Source organism: Variovorax sp. P2_H12, from assembly GCF_056403395.1.
The window spans coordinates 1-586 of the sequence record NZ_JBFUFO010000134.1 but is presented as its reverse complement, the minus strand read 5'-3'; the positions used below and the strand labels follow the sequence as shown (position 1 = coordinate 586).

The following is a 586-nucleotide window of genomic DNA, read 5'->3' as shown; positions in this document are numbered from 1 at the left end:
CCTGCGGCCAGAGCCAGAACCCGCTCGCGTACCCCGGTCCAGTCGGTCATAGCGCCCGACGATATCGGCTGTCCCTCACTGCCCATGCTCAGGCCTGGCGCGCACCAGCAGCTCCTCGCCCGCAGGGGCGTCCCAGCAACCTCTACCCAACGGACGAATAGTCCTATGGCCGTGCCACTCTCGTGCCGGAACAGGCGGGGACTCACGGGGAATCGGAGCACGAAGCGGACAGCACGGCCGCACTGCGCCAAACCAGGGAACTCGCAGGTCGGGTCCGCAATGGCCTCACCTCGCTCTTAAAGCGGGTGTCGGGCATTGGGTTCATGGTCGATGATGCGCTCATGAGCGACGACTTGACCGAGTTCCTGCGGAGACGACTCGACGAGGACGCCGAGCTGGCCGGCCGATGCGATGGTGACGGCTGCGGACAGTGGACCGCCCACGGCCATACCGTGGACTTCTGCCAAGTAGACCTCTCCGGTTTCCATCCGACGATCGCGGAGCACGTGGCACTGCACGATCCTGCCCGCGTCCTCCGAGAGATCGCAGCCAAGCGCCGCGTCCTGGCCCGGCATGTGCTCAGCCC

The 586-nt window shown here is 66.6% G+C and carries 1 protein-coding gene; it reads left to right on the top strand.

Features of this window, described 5'->3' with window-relative positions; all coding sequences use genetic code 11:
- Positions 1-341: 341 nt before the first annotated feature.
- Positions 342-586, top strand: a 245-nt coding sequence (locus AC1DYK_RS35530; protein WP_478170542.1) for a DUF6221 family protein, incomplete at its 3' end; no start/stop codon positions are given.